The following is a 26,076-nucleotide window of genomic DNA, read 5'->3' on the forward strand; positions in this document are numbered from 1 at the left end:
AATTCCAAAAATGGCAAGAAAGTTGCTTTATTAAGAAAAGTCGCCACCCCGGGCGACGGCAACCCGCAACCTACAATCCGGAGAATGGAACAATGATCGTCGGCATCCTCAAAGAGATCAAATCCGAAGAGAATCGCGTCTGCATGACCCCGCCCGGCGTGGAAGTCATGTGCCAGCATGGTCACACCGTCCTGGTCGAGAAAAACGCCGGAGCGGGGAGCGGGTTCGAGGACGCCGCCTATGCCGCCGCCGGGGCCGAGATCGTGGCCACTCCCAAGGAAATTTACGACCGCGCCGAAATGGTCATGCACGTCAAGGAGCCCATGCCCGCCGAGTACGACCTGATCCGCGAGGGACAGATCGTTTTCACCTACCTGCACCTCGCCGCCGATGAGAAGCAGACCCATGCGCTGCTCAAGAGCAAGTGCGTGGGCATCGCCTACGAGACCATGCAGAAGGCCGACGGCTCGCTGCCGCTGCTCACCCCCATGAGTGAAGTCGCCGGCCGCATGGCCGTGCAGCAGGGCGCCAAGTACCTGGAGATGGAGCACGGCGGCCTGGGCGTGCTGCTGGGCGGCGTCACCGGCGTCGATCCGGCCACGGTAGTGGTCATCGGCGGCGGTGAAGTCGGCGCCAACGCGGCCAGGATGGCCTGCGGCCTGGGCGCGAAAGTCTACATCCTGGACCTCGACCTGGACCGCCTGCGCTACTTAAGCGACATCATGCCGAAGAACTGCTTCCCGCTGATGTCCAGCCCCGCCACCCTGCGCGAGCTCGTCGCCCAGGCCGACGTGGTCATCGGCGCGGTGCTCATTCCCGGCGCCAAAGCCCCCAAGCTCGTCACCCGCGACATGCTGGGGACCATGAAGAAGGGCTCCGTGCTCGTCGACGTGGCCATTGACCAGGGCGGCTGCTTCGAGACCTCCAAACCCACCACCCACGGGAACCCCATCTACGTTGTGGACGGCGTGATCCACTACTGTGTGGCCAACATGCCCGGCGCGGTGGCCAAGACCTCCACCATGGCGCTGACCAACGCCACCCTCCCCTACGCCCTGGAGATCGCCTCCAAGGGCTGGAAACAGGCCATGAAAGACCGCCTGGAGATCAAGAACGGGGCCAACGTGGTGGGCGGCAAGATCACCTTCAAGGGCGTTTCCGACGCCTTTGCCCTGCCCTACACCCCGGTGGAAAGCCTGCTGTAGGACCCACGCGCGAAAGCGTCGCCGCGCTTTCGAAACACAGCGGGATAACCGCGCGCGCCCTGCCTACGGATGCGGTTGCCGTGCGCACTCGGGAGCACCCCGATGCGCCGGCGGCCGTCTCCGGGCGCGCCCGCAACACGGCGAAACGCCCCAGGCCTGGGGCCTTCCCGCATAAGGCCTTTTCGACAAGGTCTTTTTGGACGCACTACGCCCGCCGGGTCAGATTCGGGCGTGGGCGCGTCACTTCCATGCACGTCCCATTTCGGCATTTACATCCAAAAGCCCTGAGGGAATGCATGGGATCGACTGGGGACCATGAACCACAACGCCAAACCGTCTGCAAGACGTCGTCCAAGGAGAGGATACAGCGGCAGTTTCTCGCTCCATGCGAACTCCACTTCAGGCATGTAACACGAAAAGCCCGAAAGGAAATGCGATGGACAACCTGTGGAGAAAAAAAAGCATTCTTGATCTTCAGGCAGAGGCCAGGGCCAATACCGGCTTCAAAAAGTCTCTCGGCCCCGTCAACCTGACCGCCATCGGCATCGGCGCGGTCATCGGGGCCGGCATCTTCGTCCTCACCGGCAAGGCCGCCGCGGATTACGCCGGCCCGGGCGTGGTGCTGTCGTTCATGCTCGCCGCCGTGGCCTGCGGTTTCGCGGGTCTGTGCTACGCGGAATTCGCCTCCATGATCCCCATTGCCGGCAGCGCCTACACCTACGCCTACGCGACGCTTGGCGAATTGCTGGCCTGGTTCATCGGCTGGGACCTCATCCTCGAGTATTCCGTCTGCGCCGCCACGGTCGCCGTGGGCTGGTCGGGCTACATGGTCAGTTTCCTCAAAAGCCTCGGCATCCACCTCCCCCCCCAGTTCATGGACGCCCCAGGCACGCACCTCGTCTACCTCTCCGGCGCCGTCTTCGAAAAGCTGCATCTGCCCACGCCCGAGGGCTGGTACCAGATCGCCGCTTACGCCAAGGACCTCCGGGTGGCGGGCATCGACCTGACCGCCCTGCCGCACGCGACCACCCTGTTCAATCTGCCGGCCTGCCTGATCGTGCTCGTGCTGACGGCGGTCCTGATCCGGGGCATCAAGGAATCGGCCACGGTCAATGCCGTGATCGTGGCGCTCAAGATCCTCATCGTCCTGCTCGTCATCGCGGTCGGGGCGTTCTACGTCAATCCCGCCAACTGGGTGCCGTTCGTTCCGGCCAATACCGGGGACTTCGGCCACTTCGGGCTTTCGGGCATCGTGCGCGCGGCGGGCGTGGTCTTTTTCGCCTATATCGGCTTCGATGCCGTCTCCACCACCGCCCAGGAAGCCAAGAATCCGCAACGGGACATGCCCATCGGCATCCTCGGTTCCCTGGTCATCTGCACGATCCTCTACATCCTCGTGGCCCTGGTCCTGACGGGCGTGGCCTCGTACACCAAGCTCAACGTGTCCGATCCCATCGCCGTGGCCATCGACATCATCGGCATGCCCTGGCTGTCCATCCTGGTCAAACTCGGCGCCCTGGCCGGGCTTACGTCCGTGATCCTGGTTTTCCTGCTCGGGCAGCCCAGGGTCTTTTTCAGCATGTCCAAGGACGGCCTGTTGCCGTCCACCTTTTCCAAATTACACCCCAAGTACGGGACGCCGGTCATGACCACCCTGGTCACGGGACTGGCCGTGGCCCTGGCGGCGGGCTTCTTCTCCATCGGCATTCTTGGCGAACTGGTCTCCATCGGGACCCTGTTCGCCTTCGCCATCGTGTGCGCCGGCGTGATGGTGTTGCGCTACAGGCAACCGGACCTGCCCCGCCCGTTCAAAACGCCATTTATGCCGCTGACGCCTATTCTGGGCTGCCTCAGTTGCCTGTATCTGGCCGGAGGCCTTCCGGTCGAAACCTGGATCCGGCTCGTGGTCTGGATGGCCATCGGCATGCTCGTCTATTTCCTGTATGGGGTGAAGCACAGCAAACTGCGCGCGCCCGAGGCCGAGGGGGCCATTGTCATCGAAAAAGCCTAGGCCCCCCAAAGACGCGGCGGTCCCCTCCCGGGAGGGGACCGCCGGCCGGCGGGCCGCCTGGGCGACCGGCCGCGTCATGCGTCATGAAAACAGGTTACGAGGTGGACGAGGTGCCCCGATAGTGCGGGGATTTTTCGATCAGGTCGGTCAAGAGCAGCACCATGGACAGGTCGCGCTTGTTTTGCGGCGTGACGGCCGAAAGCACGTAGTCCTTGAGCGAAGCGCCGGTGCCCGGCAACGCCTTGTCGTCCCCCTGCGTGGTGTTGTGCACGGCTTCCAGGAACGAAAGCAGCAGATACGGCCAGACGTCGTCATAATAAAGGTGATAGTCGAGTATCTCCTTGATCTTGAGGATCGCATACATGATGTTGTCGGATTCCCTGTAATCCCTGGTCCACAAGTCCCGATCGCTGAGCTGGGGCCGCCCGTGCGACAAATTCGTCGCTATGCCTCGTACCGGCTCCCGTGCCCGGCGATGGTCGTCGATATACACGATTTGGGCCATGTGCCTCCCTCCCTGGCGGCTTTGCGGTCCGGCTTCCCGCCGGATGCTCGAATCTTACCCCCTTTTCGGCCGCTTTCCGGATTCCTTTAGCATCGCGGGAATAGTTTATTACAATAGTATCATATCAGAACTATTGAAACTAACGATTCCGTGCTGTCCGAAGTGCACGGGCTGCGCATCAAGGAGATCCAGGACACCAAGGCGACCGGAAAAAAGGTGGTGGGAACCTTCTGCGTGTTCGTGCCCGAGGAGCTCACCCTGGCCGCCGACGCCCTCCAGGTGGGGCTGTGCGCCGGGGCCAAGGCCGGCACCGAAAAGGCCGAAACCCTCGTGCCGAGAAGCACTTGCGACCTCATCAAGTCCTTTGTCGGCTTCAAGCTGGCCAAGCTGTGCCCCTATACCGAGTCCTGCGACCTGATCGTCGGGGAAACCACCTGTGACGGCAAGAAAAAGGCCTACGAGGCTTTTGGCGAACACGCCCCCATGCACGTGATGGAAGTGCCGCAGTGCAAGGGCCCCGGCGACCGCGACCTCTTTCGGGCCGAGCTAACGCGCTACAAGGACGCGCTGGAGAAACTGACCGGCAACACCATCACCGCCGCCTCCCTGGCCGCGGCGACCAAGGTCGTCAACGCCAAGCGGCAGGCGCTCCAACGCCTGGCCAGGCTGCGCAGCGCCGATCCGGCCCCCATCTCCGGGCGCGATGCCCTGCTCGTCAACCAGATCAGCTTCTATGACGACCCGGTGCGCTTTACCGCCAAGATAAACGAGCTGTGCGACGAGAGGGAAGCCCGCATCAAGACCGGCCTCGGCGCGGCCCTGTGGCTCGAGGCCCGGCTTCCCTAAGCGCCCCCGGGACGCCGTGCATTATTTCCCAAGCCCGCACCAGCCGCGGGCGTCCTTCCCGCCGATGTCATCGTCAAAGTGTCGCATATTCCACTTTGTTGACAGTATTTTATATAATAAAAACAGTATAATATATTTTCCTGGCAACATTAACTATCACGGAATTAAATAATTACATACTGGCAATTAACTTCTTGTCATCTCCCATCCCCGGGCGTAGAAGAGGGCTACTTCAGGCTCCGGATTAGCCACCGGAGCAGAAGTGAGCGCGTTGCTTCGTATCCAACGAAAGCCGCATGTTGTGGAGGAAGGAAGAATGAGAAAGCTTACGAGCTTGGCCCTGGCGGCCGTCATGGTCCTCGGCGCGATCGCCGCTGCCCATGCCGCCACCGAGGTCAAAATGACCGGTGATGCGCGTATCTACGGGAACTTTTTCCAAAACCGTAACTATACCGGTTGGAACAAAACCGGCACCAAGACCTCGGATACCTTCGAGATCTGGGAGCGCTTCCGTCTGCGTTCCGACTTCATCGCCAACGAGGCCGTGAAGTTTCGTCTGGGCATCAAGGTGGAAGACGTCTGGGGCCATGGCACCTTCACGGCCGCCAACCCGAGCACTGCCGTCCAGGTCTATCAGGCCTATCTGCAGTTCAAGTGGCCCGGTTGTGCCGTTGAAGTCACCGCCGGCCTCCAGGACGTGAGCCTGCCGCAGAGCGGTATGTTCTACAACAGCCCGGTCTGGAGCGACAACATGGCCGCTCTGGTCATCAAGGCTCCCTTGATCGAGAACACCCTGTCGGTCATGGCCGGTTTCGGTCGTCTGATCGACAGCAACCGCACCTACGACAACACGACCTCCCAGAAGTCTGACGAACTCGACGCCTACTTCCTGGCCCTGCCCATCACCGTGGACGGCTTCAAGGCCACCCCGTGGGGCATGGTCGCCGTGGCCGGCCGCAATGCCGACTACTCCTGGAAGGACACCACGGACACCGTGGATTCGGGCAACAGCTTCGCCAACACCCTGGTGTCCGCCGCCAGTGCCCTGCACATGGCTAACCCCGGCACCATGGGCTATTGGAAGAACGACCAGAATCCTTACTTCTGGGTCGGCGGTGCGTTTGAAGTCTCCGCCCTGGATCCGGTCAAGTTCTATGGCGACGTGATCTACGGTTCCGGCGCCATGAACGACCACAAGGCCGCCAAGCGCGAAGGCTGGATGATCGACGCCGGTGTCGAATACACCGGTCTCGACGTGGTCACCCCGCAGGTGTTCGCCTTCTGGTCCACCGGTGAAGACAAGTCCACCCGCAACGGTTCCGAGCGTATGCCCTACATGCGTTCCAAGTGGGGCCCGGGCAAGAGCTTCCTGTTCGACGACGGCCAGGACTTCGGCAAGGGTTCCAACATGTACACCGACCCCGTGGGCAACTACGGCATCGGCGCATCGCTTAACAACGTGTCCTTCATCGAGAAGCTGACCCACCGCCTGACCTTCGTGTACGTGCACGGCAACAACTCGCCGCGCGCCATCCGCGAGTCCCGCTACTTCTACAACAGCTCGTACTTCACCATGGGTCACGACCTGACCACCAATGAGTACTTGATGGGTCTCAACTTCGACACGAAGTACATGATCTACGAGAACTTGGCCGCTGTCATGGAGACCGGTTGGGCTCACGGCCACTTCCAGCAGAGCGTCTGGGGGCACCGTATGGTCAGCCAGTCCGAGGATAACGGGAACAACGCCTGGAAGGTCGCTTTCGGCCTGACCTACAAGTTCTAAAGCGGCTGTCGGATACGGCACACGCGCAAGGGGGGCCTTCGGGCCCCCCTTTTTTGTTGTCCGCCAAAGGTTCCTCCCGATTTTTCGGGAGCAGGCGAGGGAATATCTGTTACTCTTTTGCAATTGATTACGATTGGGTAATGCAATACCGCTACGACCGCCCTGTTCCAGAGATAGCGCCTTTTGTTGCAGCACCTCCCGACGATACTTTTATTTTTGTAACTTGTTTTCCCGGTTTGCCAGCGTAGAGGGAGATCAACGCAATCCCCGCCCTCGCCAGCGTGGGATTGTGGCGCGTGGCTGCGTATCCTTCGTGGAACGCTTCAATTGTACTGGAGGAAGGAAAATGAAGAGAATCGCCTCAGTTGCCCTCGTGGCCGCCATGGTCTTCGGCACATTCGCCGCCGCCCATGCCGCCACCGAGGTCAAAATGACCGGTGATGCGCGTGTCTACGGAAACTTCTTTGAAAACCGCAACTATACCGGTTGGAACAAGACCGGCACCAAGACCTCGGATAACTTCGAGATCTGGGAGCGCTTCCGCCTGCGTTCCGACTTCATCGCCAACGAGGCCGTGAAGTTTCGCCTGGGCATCAAGGTGGAAGACGTCTGGGGCCATGGCACCTTTACCGCCGCCAACCCGGACACCGCCGTCCAGGTCGACCTGGCCTACATGCAGTTCATGCTGCCCGGTTGTGACGGCGTCCAGGTGACGGCCGGCCTCCAGGACGTGAACCTGCCCCAGAGCGGCCTGTTCTACGGCAGCCCGGTCTGGAACGACAAGATGGCGGCCCTGGTCATCACCGCCCCCATCATCGACAAGACCCTGTCGGCCATGGCCGGTTTCGGTCGCCTGATCGACACCAACCGGACCTACGACACCACGACCACCCAGAAGGCTGACGAACTCGACGCCTACTTCCTGGCCCTGCCCATCACCGTGGACGGCTTCAAGGCCACCCCGTGGGGCATGGTCGCCGTGGCCGGCCGCAATGCCGACTACACCTACAAGGATACCACGGACGTCGCGGAATCGGGCAACAACTTCGCCAACACCCTGGTGTCCGCCGCCAGCTCTTCCAACATGACCACACCCGGGACCGTGGGCTATTGGAAGAACGACCAGAATCCCTATTTCTGGGTCGGTGGCGCGTTTGAGGTTTCGGCCCTGGATCCGGTCAAGTTCTATGCCGACGTGATCTACGGCGCCGGCGCCATGAACGACCACAAGGCCGCCAAGCGCGAAGGCTGGATGGTCGACGCCGGCGTTGAATACACCGGCCTCGACGTGGTCACCCCGCAGGTGTTCGGCTTCTGGTCCACCGGCGAGGACAAGTCCACCATGAACGGCTCCGAGCGTATGCCCTACATGCGTTCCCAGTGGGGCCCGGGCAACAGCTTCCTGTTCGACAGCAGCCAGGAACTCGGCAAGGGTTCCAACATGTACACCGATCCCGTGGGCAACTACGGCATCGGCGCATCGCTGAACAACATCTCGTTTATCGACAAGTTGACCAACCGTTTGACCTTCGTGTACGTGCGCGGCAACAACTCGCCGCGCGCCCTTCGCAATGCGCGGCTCTACCTCAACAGCTCGTACTTCACCATGGGGCACGACCTGACCTACAACGAGTCCGTGATGGGGCTGAACTTCGACACGAAGTACATGATCTATGAGAACCTGGCCGCCGTCATGGAGACCGGCTGGGCTCACGGTCAGTTCCAGGAAAGCGTCTGGGGCCATCGCCTGGTCAGCCAGTCCGAGGCCAACGGCAACAACGCCTGGAAGGTCGCTTTCGGCCTGACCTACAAGTTCTAGAAGCGACTGTCGGATACGGCACGCGCGGGAGGGGGCCTTCGGGCCCCCTTTTTTATGGGCAACGGACCGCGCTCCGATTGACGCCGTCCGGGGGGCACTGCACACTGTCGCAAAATTCGTGTCCGATCGGACGCGGCAAGGAGCCCCCCATGGCCAAACAGATCGTCGTCCCTGAAGGCGCACCCGCGCCCATCGGCCCCTATTCGCCCGCAGTGTGGGCCGGGGACCTGCTCTTCGTCTCCGGGCAGACCCCCATCGACCCGGCGACCGGAGACATCGTGGCCGGGACCGTGGCCGACCAGGCCCGCCAGTCCATCGCCAACGTGCGGTCCATCCTCGAAGCCGCGGGCCTCGGCCTGGACCACGTGGTCAAAGCCACCCTGTTCATCAAGAACATGGATGACTTCGCAGCCATAAACGAGGCCTACGCCGGGCTCTTCGCCAAGCCCTACCCGGCCCGCTCCTGCGTCGAGGTGGCGCGACTGCCCCGGGACGTGCTGGTGGAGATCGAGGTGGTGGCCAGACGGTCGTGACGCCTGGCCGGTCCGCGCCGCTGCCGCCGGTCTTGACTTTCCCGCCTTTGCCGGGAAATGATATCCGGTTAGTGAGCATACGGGGGCACGCATGATCGATGGGAAAGATTCCGGAGGGGATTCCGGCGGCAAAAGGTTCCGGGCTGCCCGGATTTTTTCCGTGCCCGATGACGTCAAGTTCCTGGATACACTGGAACTGACACGGTTGTCCGAGGCGTTTTCCGCCTGGACCGACCGGTCCGGCCGGCCCGACGTGGCCGTCTCCCGCAACCGGGTGCGCCTGATCTACCTGATGCTGCGCCACACCGGGGCGCGCCTCGGCGAGGTCCTGGCCTTAAACGACCGCACCGACGTCAACCTCGACACCCTGTCGGTCAATTTCAGCGGCGGCAACGGCGGCGAGGGCCGCGAGGTCCAGATTCCGGCCGAGCTCGGCGATGCGCTGGCCGCCGTGTTCGACGATCCGGCCTACGCCTCGCTGCGGGGCAACCTCTTTCACCTGGACCAGGGCCATGTGCGGCGCAAATTTTACGAGCGGGCCGAGGAATGCGGCTTCACCAAGGAACTGGTCAACCCGAGCACCATCCGCCGGTCCCGGGCCGTGGAGCTTTTGCGCGACGACGTGCCGCTGCCGGTGGTGCAGCGTATTCTGGGCCATTCCACGGCCGACCTGACCGCCGCCTTCCTGCATCTGCCCGAAGAGCAGCGCCGCAAGGTGGAGCGGCAGGTGCTCACCCGCGAAACCCGCCGCACCAGTGCCCGAAACGCTTTTTTCGGCCGGGTGGCCCAGGTGCAAAAGGGCGACATCCAGTCCCGGGTGGTGGTCGAAAGCCTGGGCGGCCATGCCGTGTCCTCGGTGATCACCAACGAAAGCGTCAAAAACCTCGGCGTGACAGAAGGCTCGTTCGTCACGGCCGAGATCAAGGCCCCATGGGTGGTGCTCGAGACCTGCGACGAGATGCCGCGGGCCACGGCCACCAACCGTTTTCTTGGCGAGGTGGAGCTGGTGCGCCTGGGCGAGCTTACGGCCGAGGTCATCGTGACCCTGTCCGACGGCACGCGGCTTTGCGCCCTGGTCACCACCAAAAGCGTGCGCGAGCTCGATCTGGCCGAGGGACAAAAGGTCTGGGCCATGTTCAATGCCTTCGCCGTGGTGCTCCACGTCGATTGAGCCCCGCCGCCACAACGACCACGACCAAAGGAAGGGAGCGGACAATCATGAAGAAATTCATCGTTTGCCTGGACGGCTCAGAGCTGTCCCAACGCGCCCTGGAACGGGCGCTCGACGCGGCCCGTTGCGAAAATGCCGAAATCCTGGCGGTCACGGCCGTGGAAGCCCTGTCCTTTTTCGATTGCAAGGCCGAGGACTGCGACAAGACCTTCAGCCACATCATGCGCGAACCCAGGAAGATTCTGGCCGATGCCGAGGAGATCGCCCGGGAGCGGGGCATGACCATCCGCACCCTGGCCGAGCCCGGACGCCCGGCCGAAACCGTGGCCCGCATCGCCCGCGAGGAAAAGGCCGACGAAATCTACCTCGGCAGCCGGGGCAAGGATGACGTGGAAAAGCTGCTGCTTGGCAGCGTGTCCACCAGGCTTGTCCAGATCGCGCCCTGCACCGTCATCGTGGTGCGCTGAGGCGTCAGCCCTCGTCCCGAAGGCCCCGGCAGCCGCGCAGACGGCGCATGAGCGCCTCGGACAGCCAGATGCCGACGAAAACGCCGAAGGCGTTGGCCGTGGCGTCGCCCAGGCTGGCCGAACGGCCCGGCACGAACGATTGCCCCCACTCCAAGAGCACCCCCAGGCCGATCATGGCGTAGGCCGCCGCCCGGGCGCGCCCGCCCCGGGCAAAGGCCCACAGCGGCAGCCCCCCCAGCCAGGCATAGGTCGCGGCGTGGTAGAGTTTGTCGGCGTTCCAGAAATCGATCGGCAGCTCCAGACGCGGCAGAAGCGACACGTAGATCGTGGCGGCCACGGAAACGAGCCACACGGTAAGGACCGCCCGGCGAAAAAGCGGTGTTTCGATCATCCAGGTTCCTCACTGGGGGAGAATCTTTCTGCAGAAAGGTTCTCCCCCAGGCCCCCTTTCCAAAGACTCCTCATAACAATATGATATTATAACAATAATTTTATACTGATACAATTCAGCGAAGGGAAAGCGTAAAAGGGGGGCTCCTTTTTAAAAGGAGTTTCCCTCTGATACTTCTTTCTTCAATTAGCCCCGCCCACGGTAAAACGCCAGTCCCCCTGTCCAGAGAGACTGCTGGGCGAATTATTCGCCCTGGTTGTTTTCCGGAAACCAGTCCTTGGCGCGAAGTTCCGGGACCCTCGCGATCCGGAAGCAGCCCGTGCCCCCTCATCTGGGATTGTTTTTCGCCCATATAAACGCTCGAGGGATTGTTTCGCTCCCATCTCCAGCGCCAAGCACCCGACTTGTCAATTTAACCTATTGATATAATACACTTTCATTTCCAGGCACGATTCCTGCTTTACTTTCGGGCGAGGTTTCGTCATGTCGGATGTTTCATCAACCAGCAGCACGCCCCGTCGCTGCCCCCGCGTCTGCCTGGCCTGCCACGGGCAGCGCCTGGCCACGCTCCTGGAAACGGCTTCCTCCGTGCGCCTGTTTCGCTTCGAGGCGAAAGGCATCGTGGAGGAAGCCGTCTGGTCCATGCCGGACGAGGGGTTGCCCGGACTGGCCCTGCTTTTGGCCAGGGCGGGCGTGGCCTTGCTCGTGTGCGGCGGGGCGACGTGCTGCTGCCTCAGACATTTTTCCCGGCGCGGCATCGCCGTGGCCCCCTGGATCGCGGGCGAAGTGCCCGTGGTCCTTGATGCCCTGCGCCAAAACCGTCTGGAAACCCTGCTTGCCCCGGGCGCCCGTCAGGCCCTGGAGGCGTCGCGGCGCGGGGGAACCAAAATACAACGTCTGGAGAGCGAATCATCATGAACGAACAAGGTTTGCACGACTTGAACGAGGAAATCAAAAAGAAACCGCCCACCGGCTTCGATAAGGTCAAGGCCGTGGTGGTGGTGCTCTCTGGCAAGGGCGGCGTGGGCAAATCCACGGTGTCGGCCAATCTGGCCGCCGGGCTGGCCATGGAAGGCAAGCGCACGGGGCTCCTCGACGTGGACGTCCACGGCCCGAGCATCCCGCGCCTGCTCAAGCTCACCGGCAACCGCCCCGGTATGCAGGAAAACCGCCTGCTTCCCGTGGAGTGGCACTGGAACCTGGGCGTCATGTCCATCGGTTTCCTGCTCCCCGGCAAGGACGACGCCGTCATCTGGCGCGGTCCGGCCAAGGCCGGCGTGATCCAGCAGCTTTCGGAACAGGTGGAATGGGGTGAGCGCGACGTGCTCGTGGTCGACTGCCCCCCCGGCACCGGCGACGAACCCCTGTCCGTGCTCCAGATTTTCGGGGAAAAGGCCCTGGCGCTCATCGTCACCTCGCCCCAGGACGTGGCCGTGGACGACGTGCGCCGCTCCATCACCTTCTGCCGCCAGATGAGCACCCCCATCATCGGCATCGTGGAGAACCTAAGCGGCTTCGTCTGCCCGTCCTGCGGCGCGGTCCACGACATCTTCAGCGCCGGCGGCGGCGAAAAGCTCGCCTCCGAGTCCGGCGTGCCGTTTTTGGGCCGTATCCCCATCGACCCGGAAGTGACCCGCTCCGGCGACGACGGCGACGTGTTCCTGGCCGTGGCCGGCAAGAGCCCGTCGGCCGTGGCCTTTAAAAATGTCATCGCCAAGGTCGTCGAGGCCCTGGACAACCCGCCGGCGCGCCCGGCCCCCAAGGCATAACGTCATGGCCACGGAACGCGATCCGAACGACCCGCTGTCCATGGTCCTTGACGTGTTCGAGGAGGAGCAGCAGGCCGCGCTTATCGAACGCTTCGGCGAAAAAGGATTCCGGATCTGGCACGACGCCCCCAACCGGGAGCGCCTGGCCGAGCCCACCGCCGTCGGCCGGGTCAAGGGCTCCTGCGGCGACACCATCGTCATCGCCCTGGGAATCGAGGGCGAAACCATCGTGGCCACGGATTTCGACACCGACGGCTGCGCCTCGAGCCAGATCGCCGCGTCAACGGCCGCCGCGCTGGCCAAGGGCCTCTCCCTCGACGAGGCCGTGGACATCGACGAAGCGGCCATTGTCGCGGCGATCGGCCGGTTTCCCGAAGACGACCGCCACTGCGCCTACCTGGCCGCCGCCGCCGTGCGCGAGGCCGTGCACCACTGGATGATCCAGGGCGGGATGTTGGCCGAGGCGTTGCGCAAGGAAGCCTCCGGCGGCCAGGGGGATACGTTTTGAAAAAAGTTTTCCCCCGGTCCCCCTTCAAAAACTTGAGGGGGGCTGGAGCGACGCCAAACCCGAAGAAAGGAGTTTGTCATGAGTGAGATCATCGCAGTCAGCAGCGAAGGCCCGAACATGGACGACGCCGTGGATGCGCGCTTCGGCCGCGCGGCCGGCTTCGTGCTGGTCGGCCCGGACGGCCAGGGCACATGGCTGGACAACGGCGCGTCCCAGACCATGGCCCACGGCGCGGGCATCGAAACGGCGCGGCGCATCGCCGAAGCCGGAGCCAAGGTGCTTTTGACCGGCGTTGTCGGCCCCAAGGCGGCCAGTACGCTCAAGACCGTCGGCGTGCGCGTGGTCGAGGGCATGGAAGGCCTGACCGTGGGCCAGGCCGTGGAAAAATACCGCGCCGGAGCGGGGGCCTAGGCACCATGCGCGTGAGCATCGCCAGCGGCAAGGGCGGCACCGGCAAGACCACCGTGTCCGCCGCCCTGGCCTCGGTCTGGACCGAGGCGGTGGGGACTCCGGTCGTGGCCGTGGACTGCGACGTGGAGGAACCCAATCTCCACCTGTTTCTGCGCCCGCTTATCACCGACACCCATATCGCCAACATCGAAATCCCGGTCATCGACGTGGAACTGTGCACGCGCTGCGGATCGTGCCGGGAAATCTGCCAGTTCTCGGCCATCACCATCCTTGGCGACACGCCCGTGGTCTTTGACGAGATGTGCCACGGCTGCGGCGCCTGCGCGGCGGTGTGCCCCTTCGGGGCCATCGGCGCCGGAGCCCGCGAGCTCGGGCGCATCGAGGAAGGCGCGGCCGGGGCCATCGCCTTTTTAAACGGCCGGCTGCGGGTGGGCGAGGCCATGAGCCCGGCGCTGATCCGGGCGGTGCTCACCCGGCTGGATGCGCTGCTCGCCGAGCGGGAGACCGGGCCCGCGCCGGACGTGATCTGCGACGCCCCGCCCGGGGTGAGCTGTCCGGCCGGGGCCGCCGTGTCCCGCTCCGACGCCATCGTGCTGGTCACCGAGCCAACGCCCTTTGGCATCCACGACTTCCGTCTCGCGGTGGAAGCCTTCTCCCCGCTCGGCAAGCCCATGGCCGTGGTGGTCAACCGGTCCGGGCTGCCGGCCGACGAACTCGAGGGCCTCTGCCGCGAGGCAAGCCTCCCCATCCTGGCCCGTATCCCCGACGACCGGACCGTGGCCGAAGCCTATGCCCGGGGCAGGCTCCTGCCCGAAGTCTCGCCCGCCTACCGCGAACTGACGCTCAAGCTGGCAAAAGACGTGGCCCGCCTTGTCCCGGAGGTCCGCCATGCGTGAAATCATTATCTTAAGCGGCAAGGGCGGAGCCGGCAAAACGTCGTTTACGGCGGCCTTCGCCGCCCTGGCCCAAAAGAAGGTCGTCTGCGACCTGGACGTCGACGCCCCGGACCTGCACATCCTGCTTGATCCGTCCGACGAGGCCCGGGAGCCTTTCGTCTCGGGCAACCTGGCCGTCATCGACCAGAACGTCTGCGACGGCTGCGGCATCTGCAAGGAAACCTGCCGGTTCGACGCCGTCGTCGCCGGTCCGGACGGGAAATACCGCATCGAGGAAAGCCGCTGTGAAGGCTGCAAGGCCTGCGTGGTGCTGTGCCCCCGGCAGGCCATCGCCTTTCCGCCGCGCACCTGCGGCTTTTCCGCCATCGCCTCCACCCGCTTCGGGCCGCTGGTCCACGCCAGACTCGACCCCGGCGCGGAAAATTCCGGCCGGCTGGTCATGCTGCTCAAGCAAAATGCCCGCGAGCTGGCGGAAAGGGAAGGCCTCGACCTCATCCTGTGCGACGGCGCGCCCGGCATCGCCTGCCCGGTCATAAGCGCCCTGTCCGGCGCGAGTCTCGCCGTGCTCGTCACCGAGCCCACGCCCTCCGGCTCCCATGACCTGAAGCGCGTGGCCGACCTGTGCGCCCACTTCAAACTGCCGGCCGGGGTCATCATCAACAAGGCCGACCTCAATCCCGACGAGGCGGCCCACATCGAGGACTATTGCGTCCAAAGCGGGCTGACCCTGCTCGGCCATCTGCCCCATCACCCGGATGTGACCCGGGCCATGGTGGCCAGAAAAACTTTGCCCGAATACGGAGGTCCCCTGGCCGACGACATCCGCCGCCTGTGGGACGCCACAATCGCCCTGGCCAATACCAGCGCCAAGGGCAAATAAGAAGGAACACACTATGGAAACCTGTCGTATCGCCATCCCCTCCACCCAGCCCGGCGGCATGGACAGCGCCGTGGGCGCGCACTTCGGTCACTGCGATTGCTACACCGTGGTCGACGTGGCCGACGGCCAGATCACCAAGGTCGACACCCTGCCCAACGTGCCCCACGTCCAGGGCGGCTGCATGGCCCCGGTCAACCACCTGTCCGAAAACGGCATCACCGTGCTCTTGGCCGGCGGTATGGGTATGCGGCCGCTCATGGGATTCAACCAGGTCGGCATCAAGGTCTACCACGGCGGCGACGCCCCGTCCGTGGGCCTGGCCGTGCAGGCCTTCCTGTCCGGCAAGCTGCCCGAATTCTCCCCCAACCAGACCTGCGGCGGCGGCATGGCCTAAGAGCGGAGGAAGATGCCTCCGGCGGCCGGGGGGCCATGGGCCCCCCGGTCCCCCCTTCCGGCGGGCGGCGCTGGTCCTGATCGCCTTTGCCGGCGTGCTGGCGCGGCCGGGCATGGTCGGCCATACCTGGGACTGGGGCATTCCGGCCTTTGCCGAGCAGTTCCGGGCCATGGCCAGACACCATTTTTCCACCTGGGACGCCTATTTCGAGACCGGCCGCTACCACTATTTCAAGCTGGAGCTGCTCTACTGGCTCATCCTGTGGCCGTTTTCCCTGGCCGGCGGCGAGGCCGTGTCCAAGTGGCTGCCGCTTACGCTGACGTTTTGCGCCGGCGCGGCCATGTGGCCGCTGGCAAGGCGGCAGGGGCTCTCGCCCGTGTTCGCGCTTCTCGCCGCCGTATTCTACGCGTTTTCCCCGTATGCGCTCTCCCGCATCGTGGCCGGGCACATGCCCATGCTGGCCGGTTATGCGCTGTTGCCGCTGGTGATCCTGGCCGCCCAGACGCTCATGGAACGGGTTGAGGCGAAACGGCGCGGGATATTTTATTTCACGGTGCTGACCGGCTTCCTGGTGGGGCTCACCTCGCTGCATCCGGGCGTGGGCATGAGCGCCGCGGCCATGCTTTCCATCGCCTTTGCCTGGAGGCTTTTTTCCAGCTCCCGCAAGAAGACGCTGCTCGCCTGTTTCGTGGGCATCGGCTTTGTGGCCGTGGCCATGAACATCCACTTCATGGCCCCGTTCGTGGGCGATTACTTCGGCAAGGGGGCCATCCGCCACGGCTGGGGGCTTTCGGTTTCGGCCGAGGGCGACGTGACCGTGGACACGGAGCTGCCCAGGCGCGAGGCCTACCACCAGTCCACCAGCCAGCCCATCGACGCCTCGGCGCTTTTGCGCCTGCGCCAGGGCATGGACACCGAATACGTCTATCCCATTCCGGCCGGCATGACCGTGCCCTGGTACGCCGCCGCGCTTATGGTCACGCTCGGGGTTTTCGTCTACGCCTTTCGCCGCCGCAAGACGCCGGAGCTGACCGCGCTCTACGTGACGGCCATCATCGGCGTGCTGCTGGTTTCCGGGTCGCGCACCCTGCCGGGCCTGCTTTTTTACCAGCTGCTTCTCAAAAAGACCCTGCCCATCCTGTTCGCCGCCTTTTCCAACACCACCCGCTGGCTGCCCCTGGTGGTGCTGCCCTATGCCCTGCTTTTCGCCAGGGCCGCCGCCGATCTGGCCGGGACCTGGAAACCCCGCGTCACGGCCCTTGCCGGCGCGGCGACGGTGCTCGTTTTCGTCTCGCCGTTTCTGGCCGGCGGGCTCACCCGTCCCTTTAACGCCGCCAAGGACATCCAGCCGCTGACGCTTAAGCAAACGCCCATCGGCAAGGAGGACGCGGCCGTCTACAGCTACCTGCGCGACCGCCGCGACGATTTCCGCGTCACCTACCTGCCGCCCATCGGCATCACTTGGCCGGGGGACACGGATTTCACCTTCGAATGGACCTCGGCCTATTCGCCCAAGCCCTTTTTCATGGCGTTTAAGACCCAGCCCCTGGCCGAGGCGATTTTCCCAGGGCTTTACGCCGAGCATCCGAACACCCGGCTGGCCCGGCTTCTAGCCCTCGGCTCGGGCCGGTTCCTGGTCTACCCCCACTACGCCCACGCCTACACCTACGACGATTTCCAGCCGGCCTACCGCGCCCCGTCCGTGGTCGACGGCTACAAGGACTACAAGCCCGTGCTCGACGCCAATCTGGCCATGCAGCAGGGACTTGCGGCGCTGCCGCTTTTCAAGGACGTGGATCTCTACGAAAATACGGAATTTTTGCCCCTGGTGCGGCCGGGCGACCGGGTGGCGGCGGTGGAAAACGTAGGCACGGCCAGAGTCGTGAACCCGGTGGTGGCGGCGCTTTCCGAGGAAGTGGGCCTGCCTGGCTACGATCCCGGCACGGTCTATCTGCGCGCCGGCCACGACCCGGTGTTTCTGGAATTTCTCGACACCATCATGGGCCGGGGCACCAAGGACAGCCGGATCCTCTACGAACGCGCCACCGACGCCAAGCTGGCCGTGTCCAGGCCGGTGGAGCGCCTGAAAACGCCGACCGTGGAATTTCGCCGCCTGGGTCCGACCCGGCTCCGGGTGCGCCTGCACGGCGTCACCGCCGGCTTTCCGCTGGTTTTCCAGGAAACCTTCCACACCGGCTGGAAGGCGCTGCTCGTGCCGCATACCGCCGGCGACCTGACCGGGACGCGGGAAACCCCGCCGTCCCTGGCGACGTATGCCCCCCTGCCCGTGCAGGGACCGGACGTCGCCGACGCCGCGACCCTTGCCGGGTACGTCAGGGACGGCATCGTCTCGACGCTTGGCGACGGCCGGGAAAAGTCGCGCCACGCCTTCCTCTACGGCCCGGGCGGCGCGGTGGTCGGCAAAAACGACAGGCGCTTTGTGGTGGACTATGTCTCGAAGCTTCGGGCCGGGGCCGTGCAAAACGACAACCTCCCGGACGGCGGCCCGTTCGAAGGCTTTTTCCCGGGGCGCTTCAGGCCGAAAAACACCGCGACATTGTCGCATCCCCTGGACCCGGCCGGCTGGGCCGTGACCAACGTCGGCAAGCCCGTGGCCTGGCCGGACGCGCTCCATGTCGAGGCCTACGGCTACGCCAACGCCTGGTGGATCGATCCCGCCCTGCTCCCGCTTCTGCCCCGGGCCACGGCGACCACGCCGGGCTACTACGCCGTGGACAGGGACGGTCGGATCGACTGCGAAATGCTTCTTTCGTTCGCGCCGCAAACCTCGTACATCATCGGGCTTATGCTAAGCGCGACCGCGATGTTCGTGTGTCTTGTCATCATCCTGGCCGGACCGTTTCTCTCCAAACGCCAAGGGCTGTCCCATGTCTAACCTGCATGCTCCCGCCACCTTGCCGGTCGGCTCCAACCGGGGCTTTGGCGGAGCGGTTTTTCTCGGGCTTTTCGCCGTGCTGGCCTTCATGGCCTGCTTCAAGTACCTGGCCCTGCACTCCACGGTGTTCGACCTGGGCGTCTTTTTGTCCAACCTCTATTCCCTGCACCGCTACGGCGAATGGTGGCGGGCCTTTCTCGGCCATGCCCAACCGCTTTTGCCGCTCTATGCCCAGGTCTACCGGCTCGTGCCCGATCAGGCCGCGCCGCTGGTGCTTCTGACCGTCCAGGGGCTGGTCCTGGCCCTGCCCGCGCTTATGGCCGCCAGACGTTACGGCATGCTGGCCGCCCTGGCCTATGCCCTCTATTTCCCGGTCTGGACCAACGCCCTGTTCGATTTCCATCTCGACCACCTGCTCATCCCGATCCTGTTCGCCTTTCTGGTTGCCGCCACCTCGGGCCGGCCGCGACTGGCCTTCGTACTCGGCCTGCTCCCCTGTCTGGTGAAGGAACCGTATGCCCTGACCACGATTTTTTGCGGCGCATATCTGGCCTTCGTGGCCGGAGAGCGCAAGCCGGGCTGGTGGCTCATGCTCTTCGGCGCGCTGTATTTCTACGTCGCCACGGCCTGGATCGTGCCCTACTGCACGGCCGACGGGGGCCTTGGCGCCGCAAGCGGCGGCTATGCCTGGCTCGGCGGCGGCCCGGGCGCGGCCTTCGCCACCTGCCTGCTGCATCCCCTGACGGTGCTCGGCGAGATGTTCGGCGTGGCCGGCAAGTGGAAATACCTGGGCTTTCTTTTCGGGGCGCTGCTCTTTTTTCCGCTTTTCCGGCCCAAGTTCCTGTTGCCGGCCGTGCCCGCCCTGGCCCTGGCCCTGCTGTCCACCCAGCCCAACTATTATGGATGGGCCAACCACTACACCGCCGGCGCGGCCGGAGCGCTCTTTTTCGCCTTTTGCGAGGTGCTCGGGCCGGTGCGCATCCTGGCCCGGCAGTCGGGCATCGGCGTGCGCCAGTTCGGGCTGGTGCTTTTCACGGCCCTGGCCGTGGGGCACGTGCTTCTGGCCCCGTCGCCCGTATCGCGCCTTTTTTGGGCCACGGACAATTTCGCCTTCTCCATGGAGGCCTATGAGCCCACGGCCCGCGATGCCGCCATCCTGTCCGAGATTTTAAAAGCCGTGCCGCGCGACCCGGATATGCCGGTGGTGGCCCAAAATACGCTCAACTGGGGCGCGCTGGCCGAGCGCCTCGACTACAACAGCTTTCCCCTGGGCGTTTTTACGCCCCATCCCGTGCGCGACCTGTCCAAGGCCAGCCTGGGCGATTTCTGGAAATTCGTGCGCACCGGCAAAACCGACCTGCCCGTGCGTTCCTGGCAGGCGCAGTACGTGCTGCTCGACCTGACCCGGCCGTGGTTCGTGCTGGACAAGGGCTGCGAATTCCAAAACGGCGCCTGCCGGGACAAGGATGTGGCCAGGGAATTTTCCGCACTGGTCGACCGGGCCAAGGCGGAGTTGGAAACCGTCTACGACCAGGGCGGTTTCCTGATCCTGCGTCGGCACCAGCCCAAGCCCGCCCCGGCCCCGGCGGCCCCGACGGCCGCGCCGCAACCGGCAGGGGAGGCTCCCGCCGGGCCGGCCGGATCGCCGACGCCCGAAGCCGGCCAGACGCCGACCGCGACCCCTGGCACGCCGCCCCAAGCGCCCTCCGCCGTGCCCGGGACCATGGCTCCGGGGACCGCCCCGGCCGGGCAAACGCCGCCCGCCACGACCCCGATGCCCGCCGCGCCCCCGGCTCCGGGGGCCGTTGCGCCCGCCAGCCCGGGCGAGGTGGAAGTGGAGGTGCTCGACCGCTTCCCGACCCAGCATTCCCGCAAGAAAGCCAAGCCGGCCGTGGAAACGCCAGGCGCGTCCCAACCCGACGCCGCCGCGACGGTCACGCCGGAAGCTCCGGCCACGGACACGCCGCAACCGGCCCGGGAACCTCGCCGCGCAAGGCGGCACCGGGATGCGACCGGGACGCCGGCTCCGACAACGCCAACCGAAAACGGCGGCGTCGCGCCCGATGCCACAAGCGCCGTTTCGCCGGACGCCGCGACCACGCCGACCGAGGCCCCGGCCAAAAAGCCCCGGCGCGTGCGGCGGCACCGGGAGGCGACCGAGATTCCGGCTCCAACCCCGACGCCGGCCACGGGAGGCGACAATGCTGTCCCCACGCCGTAAGCCCGCCGCCCTCCGGCTCCTTGCGGTCGCTTGCCTCACCGGGGTCATTCTGGCCGCCCTGGCCGCCTGTCCCGGCCCGGCTGCGGCCCTGGACCTCGATCCCAGGCCCCAGCGCGCCCCGGTGCGCCTGCCCGGCGACCTCTTCGACGACAATGGACCGACCGAGGGCACGGTGCGGGTCAAAATCGGCGTCAAGAAAATCAAGTATTCCCGCGTGCTCGAAACCGCGCCCCTGGCCGTGGCCGCCACGCCGGGCGTGGGCGAAAGCATCCGCGACCTGCCCCTGACCACGCCGGGCGGGAAAAAAGGACTGGCCTTCGGCCGATTCAACGAAGTGGGACTGACCCTGCGCGACGCCGATCCGGACAACCCCAGTCTGGCCGCGCTTACCGTGCGCACGCCGCAGGGCCGGTCGTTCGTCAGCGATCCCCTGGAATGCGTCTCCCGGCTGGGCCAGGCCTATCTTGAGGCCGCCGCCGCGCCGGACGCCTCCGTGCCCGTGGCCCGGGCCGAGTGGGCGAACAAGACGCCGCTCTATATCATCCGCCGGGTCCTTGACCTCCCCTTCGACGACGTCTGGCGCGTGGCCGAGGACGGGCCGTCCACCTTTTTGCAGCGACGCTTCGACAGCGACCTGCTCGGCATCGGCGCGGTGGACCTGATCCTGCGCCGCCCGGTCCCGGTCCAGGTCAATCTGGTGGCCGCGCTGGACCCGGCCCATCCCCGGACGCGCACGGTCCTCGACTGGTACGGGCTGGCCAAGCGCACCTTCACGCTGCCCGACGGCCGCACCGTGCTGCGGGTCTATGTCGGCCGCTACCTGCGCGAGCATTACGCCGGCATCAAGGCGGCGAAACTCAAGGAAATCAGCCTGATGTTCTTCCGCCAGGACGCCGCCGAAGTGCGCCGCGACAAGGTGGTGGAGCGTCTGGTCTTTATGCCCTCCGGCCTCGACGCGGCGGACGTGGCCAAAAACGGCCTGCCTGGCCGGCTGCCGACCCGGGTGCGCGAACCTTTTGCCGGGGTCCGGCGCGTCTTCGTCAACATCGCCCCGGCCGCCACCGCCATGGGCGCTTCCGAAACGGCCACGGCCGCCTTGCGCCTGATCCCCATGGCCCCGAAACTTCCCGGCGGCGCGTCGGTGGAGGACGCCTTCCTGGCCCTGGTCTCGCCGCGCCGCGACACCCCGGCCTTTCTGGCCGCGGCCGACGAGCTGGCCACCAGCCTCGGCGCGGCTCCGGACATCGACCGCCCCGACGGCGGCGTGACCGTGACCCCGCTGTGGAGCCTTGCCGCGCCCTTTGCTCCGGCGCAACAGCGCTTCGCCTTTGGCGACGCCCGGACCGAAACCCCGGTCTTCGTCTCGGGCGCGCCCGACCTTTTCAGCGCCCCCGGCGGCGTGCGGCTCTACCGCACGGGACAGGGGCTTTCCGTCGAGGGCCGGGCCGACCGGCTGAGCGTTCCGGTCACGGCCGCCTTCACCCCGGCGGCGGACACGGCCTATTTCTTCCGTCTGGACATCGGCCGCGCCCCCGGGCTTTCCGGCGTGTTTCTGGACGTCTTCGAAACTTCCGGCGGCAAACCGGCCAGGACCTACGCCCTGCGGCCGGGCACGCCGACGCGGCTCGACGGGCTGCCGCGAACCGTGGCCGGCGCGACCCTGCGCTTCACCTTCACCGGCCGCGAGTTCGCCCTGCCCTTCACCCGGGCCATGCTCGCCGCCGTGCCCACGGGAAAGCCCCACCAAGGGCTCTACGCCGCCCGGCTGCCCTGGTCCGTGACCACCGCCGCCAGGCCGGACAAAAATACGGGCTCGGGACGCTTTTCCCCGGTGACGCCCTTTGGCCGCCTTTCCTGGCTGACCGCCGCCTACGGTCTGACCGGCGATCCCGTGGCCGTGTCCATTGCCGGCGGACAACCGGCCATTCCCGACACCCGCTCCGGCATTCTGGCCGGCAGATTGGCCGACAAGCCGAACGCCGTGTTCCCCGGCACCGTGGACGTCGCCGTTTCGGGCCGGGACGGGCAGGCCCCGGGCAGCCTGGAACTGACCCGGGCCGCCTTTTCCGGCCAGGCGCAGGCCGACTGGCGCGCTATTTTCGCGGCCGGTCCCCTCCTCGATCTCGGCGGCAAACGGCTTTCCCCGGGCAACCTGTCCGAGGAAGCGGCCGCGCGCCTGCACGCCGCCGACGCCTGGCTGGATATCGGCCCGGCCGACCTTCCGGCCAAAAACGCCTCGGCCCGCTTTTTCAACCATCCCTGGTACGACGTGGCCGGGCTGTGCTTCGAGACCAGGACCCCCCTCGACGTCACCCGCTTTGCCGCCCCGCCCAAAGCCCGGTCGGGCTTGGGCCATGAAAACACCCTGACGCGCGCCCTGGCCGCCGTGGCGCTTCTGGCCGCCGTCTGGCTTGCCCTGTGGCTTATCGGCCCGGCGCGCCTGCGCGTCCTGGCGGCACGGCCCGCCCGCTGGCTGGCCACACCGCCGGCCGATCCCCGCGACGCCCGCCGGGAAATGTTCTGGAGCCTTGGCGCCTGCGCCACGCTCCTCATGATACGTCTGGCTCTGGACGCTGCCGCCGCGCGCCTGATCGTGCCCCTTGCCGCCATGGCCCTCGTTCCGGTATGGCGGGTGCTTGCTCCGGCCGTGACCGCCCGGTTGTCCCGCCGCGCCGCGCCGCTTGGCACATGGCTGGCCGCCGATCCGGGCCGGCCGTATTTCCTGGGATTTTCCCTGTCGCTCCTCTTCGCCGCCGTACTGCGTCTGGCCATGCTGGCCCGGCCGGCGGAATTTACGGTCCAGGCCGGGCTTTACTGTTTCCTGGCCGGGCTGTACCTGGAGCTTGCGCCAACCCGGCGCGAAACAGACGCGAAGTCCGCGCGAACGCCCGCGCCATAAGCCTACGTATCCATCGCCCCTTTAAGGACGTGCCCGCGTGAAACGCTTTCTCAAGCAGAATTTCGTCATCCTCATCCTGCTCAACTCGGGCAACCTCTTCAATTACCTCTTCCAGCTCGTGGTCGGCCGGTCCATGAGCCCGGCCGACTTCGGCGGGTTCAACGCGCTCAATTCCACCATGGTCATCTTCGCCGCGCCGCTGGCCATCGTGCCCCTGGTCATGGCCCGGTTCACGGCCCGGTTCGTGCTGACGGACATGGGGCTGGTGCGGGCGCTGTTCTCCCGCGCCGCGCTCTACGCCACCGGGCTCGCCGCCATCGCCTACGGCATCGGCGCGCTGTGCCTGCCGCTGCTCCAGTCCTTTTTGCACATCGAATCCGCCACCCCGATTCTCCTTATGCTCGGGGTCATGGCCGGATCGTTCGTCCTGCCCGTGCCCTGGGGCATGCTCCAGGGACTCCAGCGCTTCACCGGCTACGGCATCGCCGGCGCGTCCAACGCCCTTTTCCGGCTGCTCGGCGCGCTGCTTTTCGTCATGTTCCTCGCCGGGGGCATAAACGGCGCGCTGCTTTCGAGCCTTACCGGCATCGTGGTCGCCATCGCGGTCAACTGCCTCTTTTTGCGCGACGTCTTCCCCTTGAAGGCCTCCCCCCTGCCCAAGGGACTCATCAAGGAAGTAGGCACCTATTCCATCGGCATGCTCCTCTCGTCGGTCATCGTCATGGTGCTCGGCAACCTCGATCTGGTGCTGGTGCGCCACTACTGCGACGCCGAGGGCGCGGGCCTCTACGCCACGGCCGCCATCCTCGGCCGCATCGCTTTTTACCTGCCCTCGGTGCTCATGAGCGTGCTTTTCACCGAGGCGGCCTCGGCCAAGGAAGCCGGCCGCAACGACCTGTCGTCGCTGTGGACGTCCATGGGCCTGACCGCCCTTCTTGGCGGCGGGTTCGCCCTTTTCTGCCTCGTCGCCTCGAGCTTCGTGGTGAAGCTCCTTTTCGGCGCCAGCTACACCGCCGCCGGGCCGCTTCTCACCGTCATCAGCAGCGCCATGGCCCTCCTCGCCGTGGCCAATATCCTGTTCGTCTACTTCCAGGCCCGCTCGGAATTCGGCTTCGTCTGGTTCCAAGTGGCCGGAGTCGGTCTTTTCCTGGGGCTGGTCACGGTCTTTCACGACACGCCCATGACCGTGGCCTGGCTCCTTTTTTCCGGCATCAGCGTCATGCTCGTCGGGTCGCTCGCGTGGCTGCTTGTGCGCGTGCGTTCCCGCAAACCCGAGGTAATGCCCCATGCAGGTTGAGTTCTACCGTCACAGCCTCGAGGAAAAGGACATGGACAATGTCCTGGCCGTCCTGCGCTCCGTTTTTCTGACCTCCGGCCCGGTCGGGGCCAAGTTCGAGGCCAAGTTCGCCGATTTCACCGGCATCCCCCACGTGGTGGCCCTGTCCTCCTGTTCCGGGGCCATGCATCTGGCCCTGCTCGCCCTGGGCCTCGCCCCGGGCGACGAGGTCATCACCACGCCCATGACCTTCATCGCCACCTCCACGGTCATCATGCACTGCGGAGCCAAGCCCGTGTACGTGGACGTGGAGCCCGACACCGGACTGCTCGACGCGTCCAAGGTCGAAGCCGCCATCACGCCCCGCACCAAGGGCATCCTGCCCGTGCACCTCTACGGGGCCATGTGCGACATGAAGGCCCTTGCCGCCATCGCCAAGGCGCACGGTCTTTTCATCGTCGAGGACTGCGCCCACGCCATCGAATGCTCCCGCGACGACGTGCGCCCGGGCGAGCTGTCCGCCGCCTCGTGCTACAGCTTCTACGCCACGAAAAACCTCACCTGCGGCGAGGGCGGGGCCATCGCCTGCCACGACGCCGACATGGCCGCCCTGGCCCGCCAGCTCGCCAACCACGGCATGAGCAAGAACGCCTCGGGCCGCTACCACGGCAAGTACGAGCACTGGGACATGGTGGCCGAAGGCTGGAAATACAACCTGGACGACATCCGGGCCGCCCTGCTCGTGGACCAGCTCGACCGCCTGCGCGGCCTGCGGCAGCGCCGGCAGGCCATCGTCGACCGCTACGACGCCGGATTCGCCGGCGCGCCGGGCATAACGCGCCCCCGCGCCCCCGGCACCTCGGCCCACCATCTCTATACCCTGTGGGTCGCCCCCGAGCGCCGCGACGCCATTCTCCACGAACTGAAAGGGCGCGGCATCGGCGTGGCCGTCAACTACCGGGCCATCCACACCCTCACCCATCTGCGCGACGTCCTCGGCCACGCCCCCGAGGACTTTCCCGAAGCCTACCGCATCGGCCTCTCGACCATCACCCTGCCGCTGTACCCGAAACTCGCCGACGACCAGATCGACTACGTCATCGAAACCGTCCGCGACGTCGCCAAGTAGGACAGTTTGAAAAAGCTGCCGGGGGGAAACTTTTCTGAAGAAAAGTTTCCCCCCGGGCCCCCC

Annotated in this window: 21 protein-coding genes and 1 pseudogene; 20 read left to right on the top strand and 2 right to left on the bottom strand. The window is 65.5% G+C overall.

Annotation, left to right across the window (positions count from 1 at the left end; genetic code table 11):
* Nucleotides 1-92 precede the first annotated feature (92 nt).
* A complete protein-coding gene (ald, locus tag ACMZ6R_RS11995) occupies nt 93-1,205 on the top strand; it encodes an alanine dehydrogenase (protein ID WP_416111704.1) in 1,113 nt (370 codons plus the stop codon).
* 436 nt (nt 1,206-1,641) lie between these two features.
* On the top strand, nt 1,642-3,216 hold the full coding sequence (locus tag ACMZ6R_RS12000) for an amino acid permease (RefSeq protein ID WP_416111706.1): 1,575 nt from the start codon (nt 1,642-1,644) through the stop codon (nt 3,214-3,216).
* Between the two features lie 94 nt (nt 3,217-3,310).
* Here ACMZ6R_RS12000 and ACMZ6R_RS12005 read toward each other — a convergent pair whose 3' ends face one another.
* On the bottom strand, nt 3,311-3,721 hold the full coding sequence (locus ACMZ6R_RS12005; RefSeq protein WP_416111708.1) for a hypothetical protein: 411 nt from the start codon (nt 3,719-3,721) through the stop codon (nt 3,311-3,313).
* A 141-nt stretch (nt 3,722-3,862) separates the two neighbouring features.
* Between ACMZ6R_RS12005 and ACMZ6R_RS12010 the strand changes: the two are divergent.
* From ACMZ6R_RS12010 to ACMZ6R_RS12035, 6 genes and pseudogenes are all read left to right on the top strand, one after another.
* Nucleotides 3,863-4,540, top strand: a pseudogene (locus ACMZ6R_RS12010) (2-hydroxyacyl-CoA dehydratase); the annotation flags it as partial.
* A gap of 343 nt (nt 4,541-4,883) precedes the next feature.
* A complete protein-coding gene (locus tag ACMZ6R_RS12015) occupies nt 4,884-6,353 on the top strand; it encodes an outer membrane homotrimeric porin (RefSeq protein ID WP_416111710.1) in 1,470 nt (489 codons plus the stop codon).
* A 346-nt stretch (nt 6,354-6,699) separates the two neighbouring features.
* Nucleotides 6,700-8,172 carry an outer membrane homotrimeric porin gene (locus tag ACMZ6R_RS12020; protein WP_416111712.1) on the top strand — a complete coding sequence of 491 codons (1,473 nt, stop codon included), beginning with the start codon at nt 6,700-6,702 and terminating at the stop codon, nt 8,170-8,172.
* A gap of 149 nt (nt 8,173-8,321) precedes the next feature.
* Entirely contained in the window at nt 8,322-8,705 is a 384-nt protein-coding gene (locus ACMZ6R_RS12025) for a RidA family protein (RefSeq protein WP_416111714.1), read from the top strand.
* A 91-nt stretch (nt 8,706-8,796) separates the two neighbouring features.
* Nucleotides 8,797-9,876: a TOBE domain-containing protein gene (locus tag ACMZ6R_RS12030; RefSeq protein ID WP_416111716.1), complete on the top strand. Its 1,080-nt coding sequence runs from the start codon at nt 8,797-8,799 to the stop codon at nt 9,874-9,876.
* A gap of 47 nt (nt 9,877-9,923) precedes the next feature.
* Entirely contained in the window at nt 9,924-10,343 is a 420-nt protein-coding gene (locus ACMZ6R_RS12035; RefSeq protein ID WP_416111718.1) for a universal stress protein, read from the top strand.
* A 4-nt stretch (nt 10,344-10,347) separates the two neighbouring features.
* Here ACMZ6R_RS12035 and ACMZ6R_RS12040 read toward each other — a convergent pair whose 3' ends face one another.
* Complete coding sequence (locus ACMZ6R_RS12040; RefSeq protein ID WP_416111720.1) at nt 10,348-10,734, bottom strand: VanZ family protein; 387 nt, start codon at nt 10,732-10,734, stop codon at nt 10,348-10,350.
* Between the two features lie 483 nt (nt 10,735-11,217).
* On the opposite strand from ACMZ6R_RS12040, the gene ACMZ6R_RS12045 reads away from it, so the two are divergent.
* The 12 genes from ACMZ6R_RS12045 (at nt 11,218) to ACMZ6R_RS12100 (ending at nt 26,013) form a co-directional block, all read left to right on the top strand.
* Nucleotides 11,218-11,652, top strand: coding sequence for a hypothetical protein (locus tag ACMZ6R_RS12045; RefSeq protein ID WP_416111722.1), 435 nt, complete (start codon nt 11,218-11,220; stop codon nt 11,650-11,652).
* Nucleotides 11,649-12,503: a P-loop NTPase gene (locus ACMZ6R_RS12050; protein WP_416111724.1), complete on the top strand. Its 855-nt coding sequence runs from the start codon at nt 11,649-11,651 to the stop codon at nt 12,501-12,503. The genes ACMZ6R_RS12045 and ACMZ6R_RS12050 overlap by 4 nt, the downstream gene beginning before the upstream one ends.
* 4 nt (nt 12,504-12,507) lie before the next feature.
* A complete protein-coding gene (locus tag ACMZ6R_RS12055; RefSeq protein ID WP_416111726.1) occupies nt 12,508-13,011 on the top strand; it encodes an iron-sulfur cluster assembly scaffold protein in 504 nt (167 codons plus the stop codon).
* Between the two features lie 78 nt (nt 13,012-13,089).
* Nucleotides 13,090-13,422 carry a NifB/NifX family molybdenum-iron cluster-binding protein gene (locus ACMZ6R_RS12060; protein ID WP_416111728.1) on the top strand — a complete coding sequence of 111 codons (333 nt, stop codon included), beginning with the start codon at nt 13,090-13,092 and terminating at the stop codon, nt 13,420-13,422.
* A 5-nt stretch (nt 13,423-13,427) separates the two neighbouring features.
* Nucleotides 13,428-14,318 (top strand): 4Fe-4S binding protein, encoded by an 891-nt coding sequence (locus ACMZ6R_RS12065; RefSeq protein ID WP_416111730.1) that lies wholly within the window; start codon nt 13,428-13,430, stop codon nt 14,316-14,318.
* Nucleotides 14,311-15,198 carry an ATP-binding protein gene (locus ACMZ6R_RS12070; RefSeq protein WP_416111732.1) on the top strand — a complete coding sequence of 296 codons (888 nt, stop codon included), beginning with the start codon at nt 14,311-14,313 and terminating at the stop codon, nt 15,196-15,198. Before ACMZ6R_RS12065 ends, ACMZ6R_RS12070 begins: the two co-directional genes overlap by 8 nt.
* Before the next feature lie 13 nt (nt 15,199-15,211).
* On the top strand, nt 15,212-15,592 hold the full coding sequence (locus ACMZ6R_RS12075; RefSeq protein WP_416111734.1) for a NifB/NifX family molybdenum-iron cluster-binding protein: 381 nt from the start codon (nt 15,212-15,214) through the stop codon (nt 15,590-15,592).
* 112 nt (nt 15,593-15,704) lie between these two features.
* A complete protein-coding gene (locus tag ACMZ6R_RS12080; RefSeq protein ID WP_416111736.1) occupies nt 15,705-18,488 on the top strand; it encodes a hypothetical protein in 2,784 nt (927 codons plus the stop codon).
* The gene (locus ACMZ6R_RS12085) at nt 18,481-20,709 is read left to right on the top strand and encodes a DUF2079 domain-containing protein (protein WP_416111737.1); all 2,229 of its coding nucleotides are present in this window, start codon (nt 18,481-18,483) and stop codon (nt 20,707-20,709) included. Before ACMZ6R_RS12080 ends, ACMZ6R_RS12085 begins: the two co-directional genes overlap by 8 nt.
* Complete coding sequence (locus tag ACMZ6R_RS12090) at nt 20,690-23,608, top strand: hypothetical protein (RefSeq protein ID WP_416111739.1); 2,919 nt, start codon at nt 20,690-20,692, stop codon at nt 23,606-23,608. The genes ACMZ6R_RS12085 and ACMZ6R_RS12090 overlap by 20 nt, the downstream gene beginning before the upstream one ends.
* Nucleotides 23,609-23,645: 37 nt before the next feature.
* On the top strand, nt 23,646-24,905 hold the full coding sequence (locus ACMZ6R_RS12095; protein ID WP_416111741.1) for an oligosaccharide flippase family protein: 1,260 nt from the start codon (nt 23,646-23,648) through the stop codon (nt 24,903-24,905).
* Complete coding sequence (locus ACMZ6R_RS12100; protein ID WP_416111743.1) at nt 24,895-26,013, top strand: DegT/DnrJ/EryC1/StrS family aminotransferase; 1,119 nt, start codon at nt 24,895-24,897, stop codon at nt 26,011-26,013. The genes ACMZ6R_RS12095 and ACMZ6R_RS12100 overlap by 11 nt, the downstream gene beginning before the upstream one ends.
* Nucleotides 26,014-26,076: the final 63 nt, after the last annotated feature.

The sequence above is a fragment of the Solidesulfovibrio sp. C21 genome (genome assembly GCF_047785625.1).
In the GTDB taxonomy this organism is placed as follows: domain Bacteria; phylum Desulfobacterota; class Desulfovibrionia; order Desulfovibrionales; family Desulfovibrionaceae; genus Solidesulfovibrio.